Source organism: Pseudoflavonifractor sp. An184 (genome assembly GCF_002160305.1).
Classification (GTDB): Bacteria; Bacillota; Clostridia; order Oscillospirales; family Oscillospiraceae; genus Lawsonibacter; species Lawsonibacter pullicola.
In genome coordinates, this window is sequence record NZ_NFKI01000068.1 from 1 (window position 1) to 15189 (window position 15189).

The 15189-nt window shown below is 65.4% G+C and carries 13 protein-coding genes; all 13 read left to right on the forward strand.

Annotated elements, in window-relative coordinates; all coding sequences use genetic code 11:
* Positions 1 to 450: 450 nt before the first annotated feature.
* The 13 genes from B5F19_RS14850 (at position 451) to B5F19_RS14915 (ending at position 14770) form a co-directional block, all read left to right on the forward strand.
* Entirely contained in the window at positions 451 to 1671 is a 1221-nt protein-coding gene (locus B5F19_RS14850; protein ID WP_087291896.1) for an ABC transporter substrate-binding protein, read from the forward strand.
* A 161-nt stretch (positions 1672 to 1832) separates the two neighbouring features.
* Positions 1833 to 2741: a branched-chain amino acid ABC transporter permease gene (locus B5F19_RS14855; RefSeq protein ID WP_087291899.1), complete on the forward strand. Its 909-nt coding sequence runs from the start codon at positions 1833 to 1835 to the stop codon at positions 2739 to 2741.
* A 17-nt stretch (positions 2742 to 2758) separates the two neighbouring features.
* Positions 2759 to 4132: a branched-chain amino acid ABC transporter permease gene (locus tag B5F19_RS14860; protein WP_087291902.1), complete on the forward strand. Its 1374-nt coding sequence runs from the start codon at positions 2759 to 2761 to the stop codon at positions 4130 to 4132.
* Entirely contained in the window at positions 4129 to 4980 is an 852-nt protein-coding gene (locus tag B5F19_RS14865) for an ABC transporter ATP-binding protein (RefSeq protein ID WP_087291905.1), read from the forward strand. Before B5F19_RS14860 ends, B5F19_RS14865 begins: the two co-directional genes overlap by 4 nt.
* Positions 4967 to 5665 carry an ABC transporter ATP-binding protein gene (locus tag B5F19_RS14870; RefSeq protein ID WP_087291908.1) on the forward strand — a complete coding sequence of 233 codons (699 nt, stop codon included), beginning with the start codon at positions 4967 to 4969 and terminating at the stop codon, positions 5663 to 5665. Before B5F19_RS14865 ends, B5F19_RS14870 begins: the two co-directional genes overlap by 14 nt.
* Positions 5666 to 5804: 139 nt before the next feature.
* Positions 5805 to 6080: a metal-sensing transcriptional repressor gene (locus B5F19_RS14875; protein ID WP_087291911.1), complete on the forward strand. Its 276-nt coding sequence runs from the start codon at positions 5805 to 5807 to the stop codon at positions 6078 to 6080.
* A gap of 220 nt (positions 6081 to 6300) precedes the next feature.
* Complete coding sequence (locus B5F19_RS18280) at positions 6301 to 7212, forward strand: C39 family peptidase (protein WP_087291914.1); 912 nt, start codon at positions 6301 to 6303, stop codon at positions 7210 to 7212.
* 1180 nt (positions 7213 to 8392) lie between these two features.
* Positions 8393 to 8710 carry a cell division protein ZapA gene (locus tag B5F19_RS14890; RefSeq protein WP_087291920.1) on the forward strand — a complete coding sequence of 106 codons (318 nt, stop codon included), beginning with the start codon at positions 8393 to 8395 and terminating at the stop codon, positions 8708 to 8710.
* 66 nt (positions 8711 to 8776) lie between these two features.
* Positions 8777 to 10861 (forward strand): U32 family peptidase, encoded by a 2085-nt coding sequence (locus B5F19_RS14895; RefSeq protein ID WP_087291923.1) that lies wholly within the window; start codon positions 8777 to 8779, stop codon positions 10859 to 10861.
* Positions 10862 to 10955: 94 nt separating this feature from the next.
* Positions 10956 to 12083: an acyl-protein synthetase gene (locus B5F19_RS14900; RefSeq protein WP_087291926.1), complete on the forward strand. Its 1128-nt coding sequence runs from the start codon at positions 10956 to 10958 to the stop codon at positions 12081 to 12083.
* Complete coding sequence (locus tag B5F19_RS14905; RefSeq protein ID WP_087291929.1) at positions 12080 to 13342, forward strand: acyl-CoA reductase; 1263 nt, start codon at positions 12080 to 12082, stop codon at positions 13340 to 13342. The genes B5F19_RS14900 and B5F19_RS14905 overlap by 4 nt, the downstream gene beginning before the upstream one ends.
* A 43-nt stretch (positions 13343 to 13385) precedes the next feature.
* Positions 13386 to 13835, forward strand: a complete 450-nt coding sequence (gene dut / locus B5F19_RS14910; protein WP_087291931.1) for a dUTP diphosphatase — start codon at positions 13386 to 13388, stop codon at positions 13833 to 13835.
* A 29-nt stretch (positions 13836 to 13864) separates the two neighbouring features.
* Positions 13865 to 14770 carry a DUF2262 domain-containing protein gene (locus tag B5F19_RS14915; RefSeq protein ID WP_087291934.1) on the forward strand — a complete coding sequence of 302 codons (906 nt, stop codon included), beginning with the start codon at positions 13865 to 13867 and terminating at the stop codon, positions 14768 to 14770.
* The last annotated feature ends 419 nt before the right edge of the window (positions 14771 to 15189 follow it).

Consider the following 15189-nt stretch of genomic DNA (forward strand, 5'->3'; position numbering starts at 1 on the left):
TGCCTTGCAGAGCAAGGCGTTCAGCGAGCGCAGCGAGGACTTTTCCGCCGCGCAGCGGCGGGAAAGTAACGGCATTTTTTCAGGCTGTCGGAAAAGTCCTTGGACTTTTTTGACAGCCTGAGCGCCCGCACCGCATCCAGCGGGGCGGGCGCTTTTCTCTGTCTCCGCCTCACAGACACTGGAAGTTTGCTGGGGGCGGTACGCTCCGGCGGGGGGCGCCGGGACCGCCGCAGGGGCGGCCGCGGCAGCCGGAGTTTCTTGGCCGATTCCTACAAATTCCCTCATATCCCCTCAAAATACCTCGCATTTTTTCACAAAGCCGAAATTTTTCCAAATCGACGCTTGCATTTCCAGGGTGGTTCCGCTATAATGTGTTTATTAAGCGAACAAGTGTTTATCACCGATAGACAGTTTTCGCCAACCATCTCAAATCTGAGAGGAGTCATGAACATGAAACGAATTCTTGCATCTGCTCTGTCCGCTGCCCTTCTGATGGGCGCTCTGGCCGGCTGCGGCGGGAACACCGGCTCCGGTTCCGTTTCCGGCTCCAACGCATCCGCCGGAGGCTCCAGCTCCGGGGAGAACGTCATCAAGATCGGCGTCTTTGAGCCCGCCACCGGCGACTCCGCCTCCGGCGGCAAGAAGGAGATGCTGGGCATGCAGTATGCCAACTCTCTGACCCCCACGGTGGAAGTGGGCGGCACTGAGTACACCGTGGAGCTGGTCTACGCGGACAACGGCTCCTCCACCGACAAGGCCCCCACCGCCGCCAGCCAGCTGGTGAGCGAGGGCGTCTCCCTGGTGCTGGGCTCCTACGGCTCCGGCGTGTCCATCGCCGGCGGCCCCACCTTCGGCAGCGCCGGCATCCCCGCCATCGGCGTGACCTGCACCAACCCCAACGTCACCGCCGGCAACGACTACTACTTCCGTATCTGCTTCCTGGACCCCTTCCAGGGCACCGTCCTGGCCAACTTCGCCATGGATAACTTCGACGCTCAGGTGGCCTACTGCCTGGGCGAGGCGGGCAACGAGTACGACCAGGGCCTGATCGCCTACTTCACCCAGGCCTTCGAGGCCGCCGGCGGCACCGTCATCACCGACTCCTTCCCCACCAACAACTCCGATTTCAACACCTACCTGAACAAGGCCAAGAGCGAGGGGGCCGACGTCATCTTCACCCCCGTCTCCATCGCCTACGCCACTCAGATTCTGAGCCAGGCCGCCTCCCTGGGCATCGAGGCCCCCTTCCTGGGCTCCGACACCCTGGACGACAACATGGTCCTGGAGGCGATCAGCGGCACCGACATCCAGCTCTACGTGTCCACCTTCTATCAGGAGGGCGGCAACGCCGACTTCGACGCGGGCATCAAGGAGTACATCAACACCGCTGAGGGTGCCCTGGACGCCAACGGCGGCAACGACACCATCGCGGCCGTGTCCGCCATGGGCTATGACGCCTACTACGTGGCGCTGGAGGCCATCAAGGCCGCCGGTTCCACCGACCCCGCCGCCATCAAGGCCGCCCTGTGGGACGTGACCTACACCGGCGTCACCGGCGACATCGCCTTTGACGACGTGAACGGCGACGCCATCCGGGACACCGCCTACATCAAGCATTCCACCAACGACGGCGCTTGGGAGCTGGAAACCGTCCAGACGGTTGAGCAGTAATCCGCCCGCCCGGTATCCTTAGAAACAGCTGCTGGCTTGGCGGGGGCCCCGGGTCCCCGCCAAGCCTTATGTTCCGGTTTCCGGGCTGCCTCAAAGGGCGGAGGGGCCCTCCGCTCGTTGAGACGGTCCGGGAAACAAAACCCAAATAGGGAGGACTTTCCATGGAATTCTTTATCTCCACCCTGCTGTTCGGCATCTCGGTGGGAGGACAGTACGCCCTGATTGCCATCGGCTACACCATGGTCTACGGCATTCTCCGCCTGATCAACTTCGCCCACGGCGACGTGTTTATGGTGGCCGGCCTCATGGGCATCTACCTCACCTCCGGCCTGACGCCCTACCTGCCCCCGGCGGCGGTGATCCCGGCCAGCCTGGTGCTGGTGCTGGTTCTGACGGTGGCCCTGGGCTTCTGCATCGAGCGGGTGGCCTATAAGCCCCTGCGCTCCGCCCCCCGCATGAGCGTGATGATCTCCGCCATCGGGGTGAGCTACCTGCTCCAGAACACCGCCACCTATGTCACCGGCGGCCAGCCCATGACCTACCCCACCCTCCCCTTCCTGGGGGAGACCGTCACCATCGCCGGCACCCCCATCAAGTGGGTGGTCATCCTCACCCCCTTCCTGGTGGTGGCCCTGGTGATCGTCCTCACCCAGCTGATCAACCACACCAAGATCGGCATGGCCATGCGGGCGGTGGCCAAGGACTTTGAGACCAGCCAGCTCATGGGCATCAAGATCAACTCGGTGATCTCGGCCACCTTCGTCATCGGCTCGGCCCTGGCGGCGGTGGGCTCCATGCTCTACTTCACCACCTACCCGGCCATCGTCCCCACCTCGGGGGCCATGCCCGGCCTGAAGGCCTTCGTGGCCGCGGTGTTCGGGGGCATCGGCTCCATTCCCGGGGCGGTGATCGGGGCCTTCCTCATCGGCATCTGCGAGAATTTCGTGAAGATCCTCCCCTTCGAGGGGGCCACCACCTTTGTGGACGCCTTTACCTTCGCCCTGCTCATCATTGTTCTGGTCTTTAAACCCACCGGCCTGTTCGGGGAAAAGGCCACCGACAAGGTCTAAGGGAGGGAGCGTCAACTATGATCCAAGAGAGAAAAAGCAGAAAGGGCGCCGTGGCCGGCCTGATCTTCGCCGCGGCTGTCCTGCTCTTAGTGGTGCTGCTGGAGAATTTGAGCACCTTTCTGGGAACCGGCGCGGTGCCCAGCATCTTCCTGCCCACCAGCCAGCTGTTCTCCGTGCTGAAAAAGGCGGCGGTCTACTCCCTGGTAGCGGTGTCCATGAACCTGCTCAACGGCTTCACCGGTCTGTTTTCCCTGGGCCAGGCGGGCTTCATGCTCCTGGGAGCCTATACCTACGCCATCCTCACCGTCCCCATGTCCGCCAAGGACACGGTGTACTACCTGTACGGGGGCTCGGCGGTGCCCTTCTCCCTGCCCGACCTGTTCGGCGGGCTGGACACCCCTACCGGCCTCATCCTGGGCGTGGTGCTGGCCATCCTGCTGGGGGGCTGCGTGGCCGCCTTCTTCGCCTTCCTCATCGGCCTGCCGGTGCTGCGCCTGAAGAGCGACTATCTGGCCATTGCCACCCTGGGCTTCGCCGAGATCATCCGCGCCGTCTTCCAGTGGCAGGCCCTGGGCCCGGTCACCAACGGCGCCAACATGATCACCCAGATCCCCACCTTCAACAACTTCAACATCACCGACGCCAACGGGACGGTGATCCTGCGCCTGTCCACCTTCTTCCCCTTCCTCATCGCCATTTTGTGCATCGCGGTCATCGTCATGCTCATTAACTCCTCCTACGGCCGGGCCTTCAAGGCCATCCGGGAGGACGAGATCGCCGCCGAGGCCATGGGGGTCAACCTGGCCAAGCACAAGCGGCTGGCTTTCTGCATCTCCTCCTTCTTCGCCGGGGTGGGCGGGGCCCTGTTCGCCATGTTCGCCAACAACGCCCAGGCCAAGGTGTACACCTCCACCATGACCTATGAGATTTTGCTCATCGTGGTCATCGGGGGCATCGGCTCCATCTCCGGCTCGTGCCTGGCCACCTTCCTGTATGTGGCCTGCTCCGAGTGGTGGCTGCGCTTCCTGGACAACACCCAGGCCTTCTCCTCCCCCACCGAGACCAGCCGCATCCTGTTCATCATCCTCTTTGCCGCGGCCGTGGTGGGCACCTCCGCCATGCTGATCCGCCGCCGCCGCAAGTCGGGGGACGCGTTCTGGAAGGAACTGATCGTCTGGGTCGTGGGGCTTTTGCTCATGGTCTGGTGGGTGTGGTTCATCATCTCCGGCTCGCTGACCATACCCTTTGCCCGCAACGGCTTCCGCATGGTGGTCTTCTCCGTCATCATCATGATCGTGGTGCTCTTCTTCCGCCGGGGCATGATGGGGGATAAGGAGTTTACCGATTTGCTGTTCCGCCGGAAGAAAACAACAAAGGAGGCGGCGAAATGAGCAAAGAAAATATCCTCCGCCTGGAGCACGTCACCATGCAGTTCGGCGGCGTGGTGGCGGTGAACGACCTGTCCCTGGAGGTGAACAAGGGGGAGATCGTGGCCCTCATCGGTCCCAACGGCGCCGGCAAGACCACCGCCTTCAACTGCATCACCGGGGTGTATGAGCCCACCAACGGCCGGGTGTCTTTCCTGGGGCGGGCCATGGTGGAAAACCACCCCCAGGGCAAAATGGTCAAGGACTATCAGGGAGAAAATCAGGGGATGTTCACCCAGGCAATCAGCCCCACCCCCGACAAGATCACCCAGCTGGGCATCGCCCGCACCTTCCAGAACATCCGCCTGTTCTCCGCCCTGTCTGTGTTTGACAACGTATTGATCGCCAAGCACATGCGGGCCAAGCAGAACGTGTTCTCCGCCACCTTCCGCCTGAACCGCGCCGAGGAGAAGCGCATGCGGGAGGAGGCCATGGCCCTGCTGGAGGAGCAGGGGCTCTCCCATCTGAAGGACGAGGTGGCCGGTTCTCTGCCCTACGGCCTCCAGCGCCGTCTGGAGATCGCCCGGGCCCTGGCCACCCAGCCCAAGCTCCTTCTCCTGGACGAGCCGGCCGCCGGCATGAACCCCCAGGAGACCCAGGAGCTCACCGACTTTATCCATAAAATCCGCGACGAGTACGACCTGTCCATCCTCATGATCGAGCACCACATGGACCTGGTCATGCGCATCTCCGACCGCATCTACGTCCTGGACTTCGGCAAATTGATCGCCCAGGGTACGCCGTCGGAGGTGCAGAACAATCCTCGGGTCATCGAGGCGTATTTGGGGGTGGCAGACGATGCTGAAGATTGACGAACTGAAGGTGAGCTACGGCGGCATCGAGGCCGTGAAGGGCATCACCTTCGAGGTGCCCGACGGGAAGATCGTCACCCTCATCGGGGCCAACGGGGCGGGCAAATCCACCACCCTGCGCTCCATCGCCGGTCTGGTGAAGCCCGCCCACGGGCGCATCCACCTCCAGGGGGAGGACATCACCGCCCTGTCCCCCGACCGCATCGTATCCAAGGGTATCACCCTGGTGCCCGAGGGCCGACATGTGTTCCCCGACCTGACCGTGCTGGAGAACCTGAAGATCGGGGCCTACCTGCGCAAGGACAGCCTGGAGGACGACCTGAACTGGGTATACGAGCTGTTCCCCCGGCTGAAGGAGCGGTCCTGGCAGGCGGCGGGCACCCTGTCCGGCGGCGAACAGCAGATGCTGGCCGTGGGCCGGGCCCTCATGTCCCGCCCCAAGATCATCATGATGGATGAGCCCTCCCTGGGCCTGGCCCCCATCGTGGTGAAGGGCATCTTCGACATCATCCGGGAGATCAACAAGCAGGGGGTCACCGTCCTGCTCATCGAGCAGAACGCCAACATGGCCCTGCGCATCGCCGACGTGGGCTATGTGCTGGAGACCGGGCGCATCACCCTCACCGGTTCCGGCCGGGAGCTGCTCACCAACGAGGCGGTAAAGAAGGCCTATCTGGGCACCTGAGCCGCGGACAAAACCCAACTCCCCCGGCATTGCCGGGGGAGTTTCTGCGTCAAAATTTCGGAGCCGCGCTTTTGACAAAGACGGTTGTTTGTGATACCATGTGACAGATATTATGGCGAAGAAAGGACGGGACGAGCCTATGAGACAGTGTATGGATGCGGACAACCTCCACCGCCGCCTGCGGAAAATCATCGGTCAGGTGCAGGCCATCGACCGGATGGTGGACGAGGACGTGCCCTGTGAGGACATCCTGGCTCAGATCAACGCCGCCAAGTCCGCCCTGCACAAGGCGGGACAGGTGGTGCTGGAGGGCCATCTGCAGCACTGCGTCCGGGACGGCATCGAGCACGGGGACGCGGAGAAAACCATCCAGAACTTCGCCAAGGCGGTGGAGCGCTTCTCCAACATGGGGTGAACGCACATCCCAACGCCCAGGCGCCCAAAGCGGCCAGGCCGCCTTGGGCGCTTTTTGCATCCGTCGGAGAGTTTTCGGAAAATTTAAGATTTCTTTCCTGTGATTTTAAGAATTTCAGAGTAAGGTAGGGAAAGCGGGCTCCGGTTTTCCACAAAAACCGGAGCCCATGTGGAAAGAATGATGGCGGCTTATGCCGCCTGCACCTGGAAAGGAGTCCCTTATGCCTTCCTATCCTGATCCCCGCGGCCCCCGCCGGGCGGGACAAGCCCCGGCCCAGTCCCGCCGCCGGAAAAAGCGCCGCCGGAGACTCCCCGTGCCGGGGATTGTCCTGCTCCTCTTTCTGGCGGGCGGCGCGCTTTTCCTGCGGGGGCGCTTCGTCCGGCCCCACTCCCCCGATACGCCCCCTCCAGCCTCCCATTCGGAGCAGGGGGAGGCGGAAGCGGTGGGAGACGGCCTCCTGGCCCAGCTCCAGGAGCTGGCCCGGGAGGAGCCCCGGGCCCGGGACATCCTCTCCCACCTGGAGGACTACCCGCAGGAGCTGCTGGAGCTGGCGGTGCGCAACCCGGAGACGGTGGGCTTTGTGGCCGATTATCCCCAGGAGAAGGACCGGGCCCCGGCGGAGACCGTGGAGGAGGCGGAGCGGGGGACCATCCCTCTGCTCCTCCAGTGGGACCCCCGCTGGGGCTATGCCCAGTACGGGGACGGGCCCATGGCCCTCAACGGCTGCGGCCCCACCGCCCTGTCCATGGTGATCTGCGGCCTCACCGGGGACGGAACCGCCACCCCCTATACGGTGGCCCAGTACGCCCAGGAGATGGGGTACTATGTGGACGGGGTGGGCACCAGCTGGGAGCTCATGTCCGCCGGGGGAGCGCATTTCGGCGTCACCGCCCGGGAGCTGCCCCTGAGCCAGCCGGTGATGGAGAACGCCCTGGCGGCGGGGGAGCCCATCATCTGCAGCGTGGGCCCCGGGGACTTCACCACCAGCGGCCACTTCATCGTCCTCTCCGGCCTGGAGGACGGGAAGTTCCAGGTCCGGGACCCCAACCGGCGCTCCACCAGCGAGAAGCTGTGGGACTACGACACCCTGGCCGGACAGATCACCAATTTGTGGGCGTTTTCCGTGGCGTGAGAGAACAAGCATTGCGTAAAGGCGGGATGGCTGTCGGCTGTCCCGCCTTATCTGTTGCAGTTCCGTTTTCGGGCGGCCCGGTGTGCCGCCCCTGCGAAATACGGGAGGCCGTAGGGGCCGACGACCCCGGCGGCCCGCGGGCGGCCGCAAGGGCCGCCCCTACGGCTCAAACGAGCCGCCTTTATAACTGGGACCGTTCCCCTCATCCGTCTGGCCTTCGGCCAGCCACCTTCCCCTAAAGGGGAAGGCTTTGCGGGAGGGGCAAGCCCCTCCCCTACGGAAGTCAAGAATGCTCTCCCATTTCGGGTAGGGGAGGCCCTTGGGCCTCCCGCCAGGGGGGCGTATCAAGTAGTCATCCTCATCCGGGCCTTTGGGTCCCCCCGACCCCTTTTGTCCCTTCGGGACATTTCCCCCTGACAGGGGGAGTCGGCCTAAAGGGGAAGGCTTACGGGCGGGTCTGGGACCCGCCCCTACGAAAGGACGAGAGCGTTCCGGGATATTGGTAGGGGCCGGTCCCAGACCGGCCCGCGGGCGGCCGCAAGGGCCGCCCCTACGGCGGAAAACGGCCCGGTACCGTTGGTTCGGCAAACCCAGGCGCGGTTGTGGAACCGCGCCTGCCCCAATTTTTCACAAACCCAGGGCCCAGTGGCCCGGCGGGGATTTAGGCACTCACTCAGATTTTGCGCGCCGGAGATGATGTACCACAAAACAGGAGAGTGTCCCCCGTAAAGGGGTCCGGGGAAAGCGGTCCTATGGACCTAGGCGGAGCACAGCGGAGCCGTAGTCCATCGGCCGCATCCCCGGGGGCGTTTTGCCCAATCCCTCGTCGCTCCCGGCGAAGCCCAGCGCAGCGGGTTTGCCGGGAAGAGGAGGAGCAAGGGAACGAACGCAGTTTTCGCCGCCAGGCGGAAACGGAGTGGAGTGGACTTTGCGACGACGAGCCGCCGCGGGCAAAGTCACTCGCCGCCCGCAGGCGGCGAAATTCCTGCCGGTAGATGACCGATCCGCCTTGACACTTCCGTGCAAAAAATCCCCGTCGACATAAAAAATTCATGGTAAATTTATTTCTCAAACATTGGGAACTATGCTATAATGTCCATATTACTATGTCTCTGCGGGAAATTCCGGCCGGATGGCCGGAAAACCGGACAAATACAAGGCTTGTTGGAGGGGATTTCGGATGAAGAACAAGATCACCGTTTCCATCGCGGGTCAGGAGTACACCATGGTGGCCGAGGAGGGCGAGGAGTATGTGAAGCGCTGCGCCGCCCTGGTGGACAGTCAGGTGCGGGACGTGATGAACGGGGCCCGCCTGGGCCGGTCCGACGCCGCGGTGCTGGCCGCCATGAACATCGCGGACCAGTTTTTCAAGGAGCAGGAGGCCAGCGAGAATCTGCGCCGCCAGATCAAGGAGGGCCTGGACGAGAACGCCAAGCTGAAAATGGAGCTGTCCGAGTCCAAGCGCGAGATCTTCAAGCTCCAGAATCACAAAGGATAACCGGACCAGGCGGAGCGGAATTTCCCGCTCCGCCCGGTGAAATTTCAGGAAAGGAAGGCTTGCCCCATGCTGGAGCTGCTCGCTCCCGCCGGCTCCATGGAGTCGGTCCAGGCCGCGGTCCAGAACGGCGCCGGCGCCGTCTATCTGGGCTACGGCGATTTTAACGCCCGCCGCAACGCGAAGAACTTCACCCGGGAGGAGGCTGCGGCGGCGGTTTCTTACTGCCATCTCCGGGACACCAAGGTACATCTCACCCTGAACACCCTGCTCACCGACCGGGAGCTCCCCCGTGCCGCCCAGGTGGCCGCCGAGATCAGTGAGATGGGGGTGGACGCGGTCATCGTCCAGGATCTGGGGGTGGCCCGGATGCTGCGCCAGGTGGCCCCGGACGTCCACCTCCACGCCTCCACCCAGATGACCGTCCACTCCCTGGACGGGGTGAAGGAGTGCGCCGATCTGGGGATGACCCGGGCGGTCCTGTCCCGGGAGCTGAGCCGGGACCAGATCGCGTACATCTGCCAAAATTCCCCCATTGAGATCGAGGTGTTCGGCCACGGGGCGCTGTGCATGTGCTACTCGGGCCAGTGCTACCTTTCCTCCATGATCGGGGGGCGCAGCGGCAACCGGGGGCTGTGCGCCCAGCCCTGCCGGCTGAAATACGGCTGGGGCAAGCGGGCGGACGAGTACCCCCTCTCCCTGAAGGATATGTCCCTGGTGGGCTACCTGAAGGAGCTGGAGGACATGGGGGTGGCCTGCCTGAAGCTGGAGGGCCGCATGAAGCGCCCCGAGTACGTGGCCATCGTCACACGGGTGTACGCCGACGCCCTCCGGGAGGGCCGGGAGCCCACGGCGGAGGAGCTGCGGCAGCTGGAGGCCGCCTTCTCCCGCCAGGGCTTCACCCAGGGGTACTTTCTGGACCAGAAGGGGCCCGACATGTTTGGCACCCGCCAGGAGGGGGAGGACCCCAGGGAGCTCTTTGCCCAGGCCCGCACCACCTATGAGAGCGGGGAGAACCGCAAGACCCCCGTGCGGCTGTACGCCTGGATTCAGGCGGGGGAGCCCGCCCAGGTGGCGGCGGAGGACGCCCAGGGCCGGGTGGTCCAGGTGGAGGGGCCGGTGCCCGAGGCGGCGGTGAACGTCCCCCTCACCCGGGAGAAGGTGGAGGGACAGCTGGGCCGCACCGGCGGCACCCCGTTCCACTGTGAGAAGGCCACCGCCCGGGTGGACGAGGGGTTATCTCTCCCCCTGTCCGCCCTGAACGCCCTGCGCCGGCAGGCGCTGGAGAAGCTCTCCCAGGAGCGCGCCCGCCCGCCGGAGCGGAAAACCGGGGAGTACCACCCCGGGGTGCGGTATGAGAACCCCAAGGCGCCCCCCGCCCTCACGGCGTCGGTGCGCCGGGCGGAGCAGATCACCCCGGAGCTGCTGGCCCTGAAGCCGGAGCGGATCTACCTCCCCTGCGACGAGGGGGCGGCCTGCCCCGACGCGGTGCGACGCTGTCAGGAGGCGGGGGTGGCCGTGTCCGTCCAGCTCCCCCGCATCTGCTGGGACCGGGAGATGCCCCAGCTGGAGCAGCAGCTGAATACTGTCAAGGAGCTGGGGGTAACGGAGGCTCTGGCGGGCACCCTGGACGGGGTGCGCCGGGCCAGGGAGCTGGGCTTCCAGGTCCGCAGCGACTTCGGCATCGGGGTGTACAACAGCCAGACCCTCAAGGAGCTGAAAAAGCTGGGGGTGGAGGGGGCCACCGCCTCCTTCGAGTTGAAATTCGCCCAGATCCGGGACCTGTCCAAGGCCATCCCAATGGAGGCCATCGTCTACGGACAGCTGCCCCTGATGATCACCGAGAACTGTATCATCCACAACCACACCGGCCGCCACTCCTGCGAGGAGGGCCAGCGGCTGGTGGACCGGAAGGGGGAGCACTTCCCGGTGGTGAAGGCCTGGGGCTGCCGCAATGAGATCTTGAACGGCAAGACCCTGTTCCTGGCGGACAAGGCCGCCGACTACCAGCGCCTGGGATTGACGTCGGTGCGGCTCCTATTCACCACCGAGTCCCCCGAGGAGTGCGTCCGGGTGCTGGAGCGCTACCTGGGCCGCGGCCGGTACCGGCCCGGGGAGTTCACCAGAGGACTCTATTACCGGGACGTGGAGTAACTCGTCAGATAGGAGTTAGGAGATAGAAGATAGGAGTGATCGGGCCGCTCGGGAACGGAAGGGACGGAGCGGCTGAGGAGGGAGGAATCCGTCCATGTTCAGCCGGCAGAGACTGTTCTGGTCGCGGGACCCCTATGACCTGGAGGGGACCCAGAAGCGGTTCGTTCAGGCGGTGGCGGACAACTGCGCCTGGCACATGGGCCGGTGCCCGGAGTACCGCGCCATCGCCCGGGGGCTGGGCTTTTCCCCAAAAACTCTGGTGGAGACGGGGGACCTGTCCGCCGTCCCCATGGTGCCCACCCTGTTCTTCAAGCGCCACGCCCTGTTCTCCATGCCCAAGTGGCGGATGGGGATGAAGGTCACCTCCTCGGGGACCAGCGGCAGGTTCAGCCGGGTGGGCTTCGACTGGGGGGCCATCTTTGCGGAGATCCCCATGGTGCTGAAGCTGGGGTGGAGGCACGGACTGGTGTCCCCCCGCCCGGCCAACTATGTGGTGCTGGGCTACAAGCCCCACCGGGCCAATTCCACCGGGGTCACCCGGACCATGTTCGGGCTGACCTTCTTCGCCCCGCCCCTGGGGCGCTTCTACGCCCTGCGGATGGAGAAGGGCCGGTATGTCCCCGACCTGGACGGGGCGGCCAGAGCCCTGGCCCGATTTGCCCGCTCCCCCTTCCCCACCCGCATTGTGGGCTTCCCCTCCTATTTGTGGTTCGGCCTGAAGCGGATGGAGGAGCTGGGGGTGTCCCTCCGGCTGAGACCCGGCTCCCAGATCCTGCTGGCCGGGGGGTGGAAGCAGCACGCCGCCCAGCAGGTGGACAAGTCGGTCCTCTACGACCTGGCCCGGACGGTGCTGGGTATTGGGGAGGAGCACATCCACGAGCTGTTCGGGGCGGTGGAGCACCCCATTTTCTACAACACCTGCAAGCATCACCACTTCCATGTGCCCATCTACGCCCGGGTGCTCATCCGGGACGTACGGACGCTGGAACCCCTGCCCATGGGGCAGGCGGGGCTGGTGAATCTCATCACCCCCCTGAACCGGGCCACCCCCGTGACCAGCGTGGTCACCGACGACCTGGGGGCGCTCCGGCCGGGGGAGGACTGCGGCTGCGGCATCCGTTCCCCCTATCTGACCATCCTGGGCCGGGTGGGCATGCCGGAGATCCAGACCTGCGCCGCGGGCGCGGCGGAGCTCTTGGGCAGAGGGGAGGGATTCTCGTGATCTTTGCCGCCGGAGCACTGCTCTCCCAGGAGGAGCTGCCCGCCCTGCTGGATTCTTTGGAAGAGCGGCTGAATGAGACCCGGTCCGGCCCGCCCCTGGACGTGGACGTGGTGCTGGACGCGGTGGACAGCCTGGGCCGGACCCTGGATTCCGGGGAGCTGGACCCCTTGCTGGCCCAGTACGCGCCCCCGAGTGCGCGGGAGGAGCTGCGGGAGGTCCGGGGAATGCTCCGCCGGGAGGCCCTGGAGGCCCGCCTCCAGCTGGAGCTGGGGGACCTGCGGCCTGGAGCTTTGGTGGAACGGCCCTTTGGCCGGACCCTGGTCCAGCCCCTGGGGGTGCTCCTCCATGTGACCCCGGGCAACCAGGTCGGCATTCCCCTGTTCAGCGCCCTGGAGGGGCTGCTTACAGGGAATCTCAACCTCATCAAACTCCCCCACGGGGACCGGGGGCTGACTCTGGCCGCCCTGAAGCTGCTCACCCAGCGGGAGCCCCGGCTGGCCCCCTGGCTGTACGCCTTTGAGGTGTCCTCCAAAGACACAGGCACCCTGGAGCGGCTGGCCGCCCTGGCGGACGGAGCGGTCACCTGGGGCGGAGACGAAGCGGTGTCCGCCCTGCGGAGGCTGGCTCCCCCGGGCTGTAAGCTGATAGAGTGGGGCCACCGCCTGAGCTTTGCCTATGTGGCGGGATACGAGGACCGGGAGGCGGAGTGGTCCGCTCTGGCCCGGCACATCGTCCGCACCGGCGGGCTGCTGTGCTCCTCCTGTCAGGTGATCTACCTGGACACGGACCGTCCGGAGGAGGCGGAGGCCTTCTGCCAGGCGTTTCTCCCCCTTCTGAACCGGGCCGCCCGGGAGCGGGACCGGGACGGTGCGGCCCAGGCCGCTCTGTACACCCACACCTACCGCCTGGAGCGCCTGGCGGAGGGGGCCGGGGACAGGACCTGGTTCGGGGAGGGCTGCTCCCTCACTTTAAAGCCGGACCGGGAGCTGGAGCTCTCCCCCCTGTATGGAAACGTGCTGGTGAAGTGCCTGCCCCGGCGGGAGCTGATCCCCGTCCTGCGCCGGCAGAAGGGGCGGCTCCAGACGGCGGGCCTGCTGTGCCGGCCGGAGGAGCGGGAGGAGCTGACCGCCCTCCTGGCCCGGGCGGGGGCGACCCGGATCACCCGGGCGGGGGAGATGTCCCGCACCTTCCCCGGGGAGGCCCACGACGGGGAGTATTCCCTGCGGCGGTATATACGACTGGCAGACATCGAAACGTAAACATCAGCCCGCCCGGACGGGGCGGAGGCACCAAGGAGCATTTATGGAACTGAAGATCAAAGCGGTATCCCCCAAAATCGGAAAAGAGATCCCCACCCCCTTTTACGCCACCCCCGGGTCGGCGGCCATGGATCTGCACGCCTGTCTGGACCAGCCCATCACCCTGCTGCCCGGCGGGCGGACGGTGATCCCCACGGGCATCGCCATCGCCCTGCCCTCGGCGGACTATGTGGCCCTGGTGCTGGCCCGGAGCGGGCTGGGCATCAAGCACGGGGTGGTCCCCTCCAACTGCGTGGGGGTCATTGACAGCGATTACCGGGGCGAAATTATGGTGGGCCTCTATAACTCCGGGGAGTCGGAGTACACCGTCCAGCCCGCCGACCGCATCGCCCAGCTGATGGTGGTGCCGGTGGTCCAGGCCCAGATCCAGATGGTGGACGAGCTGGACGAGACACAGCGGGGGACCGGAGGCTTCGGCTCCACCGGGAAGTAAACATTTATCCAGAGAGGAGCATCTCAGTCATGTTCGGTTTTTTCAAGAAGAAGAGCGGCGAGATCCCCGAGGAACAGGAGCGGCTCCAGAAGGCGGCCGCCCGAGAGGCGGAGCGGAAGGAGGCGCCGGCAATTCCGGAGGAGCTGCGGGCCCTGGGGCAGAAGTTTCTGCCGGAGGAGTTCAGCATTCTGGCCGTCACCGGCGCCGGCGGCTTTGGGGGCAGCCGGCCCCAGGAGAACGGGCCCTGGCTGGCTGTGCTGGAGCTGACCGCCTGGAAGGAGGAGGACAGCGAGGAGCCCGCCCACCGGGAGAAGACCCAGCTGGTCGCCCTGGCGGACGACAAGCTGATGGACTACCTCCGCCGCCGGGTGCGGGGGGACAGCGTCTTTCAGATCATGGTCCGCCCCTCCGAGGACGGAAAGCAGTTTCTCATGACCGAGCTGCCCCAGCCGGAGATCGACCCGGAGATGAAGGCCATCCTGGAGGAGCAGAAGAAGCCGGTGTCCATCTGGGTGCCCGAGCTGGGGACCTTTACGCTCAACCGGCTGGTCAACTGGTTTGAGGCCGAGGTGGAGTGGCTGGGCCAGCCCGCCCGGCTGGACATCGACCGGGAGGAGGACTGGGACGCCTGCGTGGAGCAGGCCAAGGCCCTCATGGCCGATCAGAAGGGTTGGGACGAGAAGGTGCGTTCCTTCGCCGCCGATCAGCTTCTGGAACAGGCCAATGACTGGGCCCAGGACGCTGCCGAGGGCGAGGAGCCGGAGGAGATCACCCGGGAGCAGTTCATGGAGCGCCTGGAGCTGGACGCCGTCCAGATCTCCGCCGACGGGCGCTTCGAGTTCTGGTTCAACGACGGGGACCTGTTCTGGGGGCACGCCATCCACGTCACCGGGGCTTTGGACAAGGGACCGGAGAGCGCGCAGATGGAGGGGTAAGCGGCAGGGAGGTTTCGCCGCCTGCGGGCGGCCACGTGGGGCCGCCCCTACGGGGAGGCGGAAACCTCCAGGGCGGGCGGCGGATAGCCGCCCATACAGTCCATCGGAAACCAGTAGGGGCGCATAGCATGCGCCCGCCAGGATTTGGACCAGGAGCGTTGGCTCGGCAAAGCCAGGCGCGGGAATGGAACCGCACCGGCGGAAATTTTTGCAAACTCAGGGCCCAGTGGCCCGGCGGGGATTCAGACCAGCCACTCAGATTTTGTGCGCCGGAAATGTTTTGCCCAGCCCAAAGGGTAACTCTCGTAACGGGGGACCGGGGGCCGACTCCCCCTGTCAGGGGGAGATGTCGCGAAGCGACAGAGGGGGTAGGGTAGGCGAATATGGACACGCAGTGTCCATCCTGAGCCGTCCCCCGG

Excerpts from the sequence above, each read along its gene's own strand:
- B5F19_RS14850 (WP_087291896.1), top strand. The coding sequence starts at position 451 with ATGAAACGAATTCTTGCATCTGCTCTGTCCGCTGCCCTTCTGATGGGC.
- B5F19_RS14855 (WP_087291899.1), top strand. The coding sequence starts at position 1,833 with ATGGAATTCTTTATCTCCACCCTGCTGTTCGGCATCTCGGTGGGAGGA.
- B5F19_RS14860 (WP_087291902.1), top strand. The coding sequence starts at position 2,759 with ATGATCCAAGAGAGAAAAAGCAGAAAGGGCGCCGTGGCCGGCCTGATC.
- B5F19_RS14865 (WP_087291905.1), top strand. The coding sequence starts at position 4,129 with ATGAGCAAAGAAAATATCCTCCGCCTGGAGCACGTCACCATGCAGTTC.
- B5F19_RS14870 (WP_087291908.1), top strand. The coding sequence starts at position 4,967 with ATGCTGAAGATTGACGAACTGAAGGTGAGCTACGGCGGCATCGAGGCC.
- B5F19_RS14875 (WP_087291911.1), top strand. The coding sequence starts at position 5,805 with ATGAGACAGTGTATGGATGCGGACAACCTCCACCGCCGCCTGCGGAAA.
- B5F19_RS18280 (WP_087291914.1), top strand. The coding sequence starts at position 6,301 with ATGCCTTCCTATCCTGATCCCCGCGGCCCCCGCCGGGCGGGACAAGCC.
- B5F19_RS14890 (WP_087291920.1), top strand. The coding sequence starts at position 8,393 with ATGAAGAACAAGATCACCGTTTCCATCGCGGGTCAGGAGTACACCATG.
- B5F19_RS14895 (WP_087291923.1), top strand. The coding sequence starts at position 8,777 with ATGCTGGAGCTGCTCGCTCCCGCCGGCTCCATGGAGTCGGTCCAGGCC.
- B5F19_RS14900 (WP_087291926.1), top strand. The coding sequence starts at position 10,956 with ATGTTCAGCCGGCAGAGACTGTTCTGGTCGCGGGACCCCTATGACCTG.
- dut (WP_087291931.1), top strand. The coding sequence starts at position 13,386 with ATGGAACTGAAGATCAAAGCGGTATCCCCCAAAATCGGAAAAGAGATC.
- B5F19_RS14915 (WP_087291934.1), top strand. The coding sequence starts at position 13,865 with ATGTTCGGTTTTTTCAAGAAGAAGAGCGGCGAGATCCCCGAGGAACAG.